This is a genomic window from Tenacibaculum sp. SG-28 (genome assembly GCF_002954385.1).
Taxonomy (GTDB): Bacteria; Bacteroidota; Bacteroidia; order Flavobacteriales; family Flavobacteriaceae; genus Polaribacter.
The window spans coordinates 1-3,735 of sequence record NZ_MQVY01000009.1 but is presented as its reverse complement, the minus strand read 5'-3'; the positions used below and the strand labels follow the sequence as shown (position 1 = coordinate 3,735).

The following is a 3,735-nucleotide window of genomic DNA, read 5'->3' as shown; positions in this document are numbered from 1 at the left end:
TGGGGGTGCCTGAAGTCGGTTACCGCAAGGAGCTGCCTAGGGTAAAACTGGTAACTAGGGCTAAGTCGTAACAAGGTAGCCGTACCGGAAGGTGCGGCTGGAACACCTCCTTTCTAGAGAAAGATGGTGAGTTACAAAAGAGGATAATTTTACTCTTGCTGTCAATTTTAAAATATACTAAAGAAGTAGCTATTATAGTCTCGTAGCTCAGCTGGTTAGAGCGCTACACTGATAATGTAGAGGTCGGCAGTTCGAGTCTGCCCGAGACTACAAAGAGTTATTTATTTAGAGGAAATTTTAGAGGTTGAGCCTACCTGGTTATACAAAGGAGTTGTGTTAGGCTTCTAGGATTGTATGAAGGGGGATTAGCTCAGCTGGCTAGAGCGCTTGCCTTGCACGCAAGAGGTCATCGGTTCGACTCCGATATTCTCCACAGATATTGTATTGTTATTTGATAGCAGATACAATTATACAAGTTCATTGACATATTGGTAAAATGATATCGTAAAGAATCAAGATAGAGCGTTTTAAGTGAATTATTACTTAAGACACTATTTATATAAAAATATAAGAATCATAAAGAGCTCGTTGTAGAGAGATCTACAGCAAAAAGTACAATAAGCTAAGTAAGGGCGTATGGAGGATGCCTAGGCTTTCAGAGGCGAAGAAGGACGTGATAAGCTGCGATAAGTTACGGGGAGTGGCACATACATATTGATCCGTAAATTTCCGAATGGGGCAACCCACTATATTGAAGATATAGTACCCGCAAGGGGGCAAACGTGGTGAACTGAAACATCTAAGTAACCATAGGAAGAGAAAACAAAAGTGATTCCGTTAGTAGTGGCGAGCGAACGCGGATTAGCCCAAACCAATGTTGTTACGGCAATATTGGGGTTGTAGGGCTGCGACATTCGAACCAGAATGAACTAGAATCGTTTGGAAAGACGAACCGTAGAGAGTGATAGTCTCGTATAGGTAAGTGATGGTAAGATAGCAGTACCCTGAGTAGTGCGGGACACGTGTAATCCTGTATGAATCCACCGGGACCATCCGGTAAGGCTAAATACTCCTGAAAGACCGATAGTGAACTAGTACCGTGAGGGAAAGGTGAAAAGAACCCTAAGTAAGGGAGTGAAATAGAACCTGAAACCGTACGCCTACAAGCGGTCGAAGCACATTAACTGTGTGACGGCGTGCCTTTTGCATAATGAGCCTACGAGTTACTGTTACTAGCAAGGTTAAGGATTTAAGGTCCGGAGCCGAAGCGAAAGCGAGTCTGAATAGGGCGTAATTAGTTAGTAGTAGTAGACGCGAAACCGAGTGATCTACCCATGGGCAGGTTGAAGCTGTGGTAACACACAGTGGAGGACCGAACCAGTTGACGTTGAAAAGTCTTTGGATGACCTGTGGGTAGGGGTGAAAGGCCAATCAAACTCGGAAATAGCTCGTACTCCCCGAAATGCATTTAGGTGCAGCGTTGATTTAAAGTTTTATAGAGGTAGAGCTACTGATTGGATGCGGGGGCTTCACCGCCTACCAATTCCTGACAAACTCCGAATGCTATAAAATGTTAATCAGCAGTGAGGGCATGGGTGCTAAGGTCCATGTCCGAGAGGGAAAGAACCCAGACCATCAGCTAAGGTCCCCAAATATATGCTAAGTTGAAAAAACGAGGTTTGACTGCCCAGACAGCTAGGATGTTGGCTTGGAAGCAGCCATTCATTTAAAGAGTGCGTAACAGCTCACTAGTCGAGCGGTCGAGCATGGATAATAATCGGGCATAAGCATATTACCGAAGCTATGGACTTTATAAGTGGTAGGGGAGCATTCTATTTGCGCTGAAGGTGTACTGTGAGGTATGCTGGAGCGGATAGAAAAGAAAATGTAGGCATAAGTAACGATAAAGGGGGCGAGAAACCCCCTCACCGAAAGACTAAGGTTTCCTCAGCGATGCTAATCAGCTGAGGGTTAGTCGGGACCTAAGGCGAATCCGAAGGGAGTAGTCGATGGACAACAGGTTAATATTCCTGTACTTGTTATAACTGCGATGTGGTGACGGAGTACTGACCCCGCCGCGAGCTGACGGAATAGCTCGTTGAAACATTTAGGTATTGGAACTGTAGGCAAATCCGCAGATCTAGCTGATGTGTGATAGTACCACAAGTCTTCGGATGCGTGGATAGTGCGGCTAAGGGCTTCCAAGAAAACCCACTAAGCTTCAGGTTATAACAACCCGTACCGTAAACCGACACAGGTAGTTGGGATGAGAATTCTAAGGTGCTCGAGAGATTCATGGCTAAGGAACTAGGCAAAATAGACCTGTAACTTCGGGAGAAAGGTCGCCAGCAGTAATGCTGGCCGCAGTGAAAAGATCCAGGCGACTGTTTATCAAAAACACAGGGCTTTGCTAAATTGAAAGATGATGTATAAGGCCTGACACCTGCCCGGTGCTGGAAGGTTAAGTGGAGGGTTTAGCTTCGGCGAAGATCTAAAATGAAGCCCCAGTAAACGGCGGCCGTAACTATAACGGTCCTAAGGTAGCGAAATTCCTTGTCGGGTAAGTTCCGACCTGCACGAATGGTGCAACGATCTGGATACTGTCTCAGCCATGAGCTCGGTGAAATTGTAGTATCGGTGAAGATGCCGATTACCCGCAGCGGGACGAAAAGACCCCGTGAACCTTTACTATAGCTTCGTATTGACTTTGGATAAGTAATGTGTAGGATAGGTGGGAGACTTTGAAGCGGCGTCGCTAGGCGTTGTGGAGTCGTCCTTGAAATACCACCCTTTGCTTATCTAGAGCCTAACTCAGTGATGAGAACAGTGCGTGGTGGGTAGTTTGACTGGGGTGGTCGCCTCCAAAAGAGTAACGGAGGCTTCTAAAGGTTCCCTCAGCACGCTTGGTAACCGTGCGTAGAGTGCAATGGCATAAGGGAGCTTGACTGAGAGACATACAGGTCGATCAGGTACGAAAGTAGAGCATAGTGATCCGGTGGTTCCGCATGGAAGGGCCATCGCTCAAAGGATAAAAGGTACTCCGGGGATAACAGGCTGATCTCCCCCAAGAGCTCACATCGACGGGGGGTTTGGCACCTCGATGTCGGCTCGTCACATCCTGGGGCTGGAGAAGGTCCCAAGGGTTGGGCTGTTCGCCCATTAAAGTGGCACGCGAGCTGGGTTCAGAACGTCGTGAGACAGTTCGGTCTCTATCTGCTGTGGGCGTTAGAAATTTGAGTGGATCTGACTTTAGTACGAGAGGACCGAGTTGGACTGACCTCTAGTGTATCTGTTGTCTCGCCAGGGGCACTGCAGAGTAGCTACGTCGGGAAGGGATAAGCGCTGAAAGCATATAAGCGCGAAACCCACCACAAGATGAGATTTCTTTAAAGGGTCGTGGAAGATCACCACGTTGATAGGCTATAGGTGTAAGTGCAGTAATGTATGTAGCCGAGTAGTACTAATAACCCATAGGCTTATGTACGTATCCCGACCTTCGGGTCGGGAGACAACTCTTTTTTCATTGATTATTACGATATAATTTTGTCAATATGTTAACTTATACAGTTGGAATATACTGAACGATTTAAGGTGATTATAGCAATGGGGCTCACCTCTTACCATTCCGAACAGAGAAGTTAAGCCCATTTGCGCCGATGGTACTGCCACTGGTGGGAGAGTAGGTCGTTGCCTTTCTTTGAAACCTCTTTACATTACGTAAAGAGGTTTTTTTTT

General features: G+C 46.5%; 2 tRNA genes and 3 rRNA genes. All 5 read left to right on the top strand.

What is annotated here, in order from left to right:
• Positions 1 to 113, top strand: a 16S ribosomal RNA gene (locus BSU00_RS12665); the annotation flags it as partial.
• 83 nt (positions 114 to 196) lie between these two features.
• Positions 197 to 270 (top strand) — tRNA-Ile (locus BSU00_RS12660).
• Positions 271 to 359: 89 nt separating this feature from the next.
• Positions 360 to 433 (top strand) — tRNA-Ala (locus BSU00_RS12655).
• Between the two features lie 182 nt (positions 434 to 615).
• Positions 616 to 3,484, top strand: a 23S ribosomal RNA gene (locus BSU00_RS12650).
• Between the two features lie 103 nt (positions 3,485 to 3,587).
• Positions 3,588 to 3,696: ribosomal RNA gene (gene rrf, locus BSU00_RS12645) — 5S ribosomal RNA — on the top strand.
• The last annotated feature ends 39 nt before the right edge of the window (positions 3,697 to 3,735 follow it).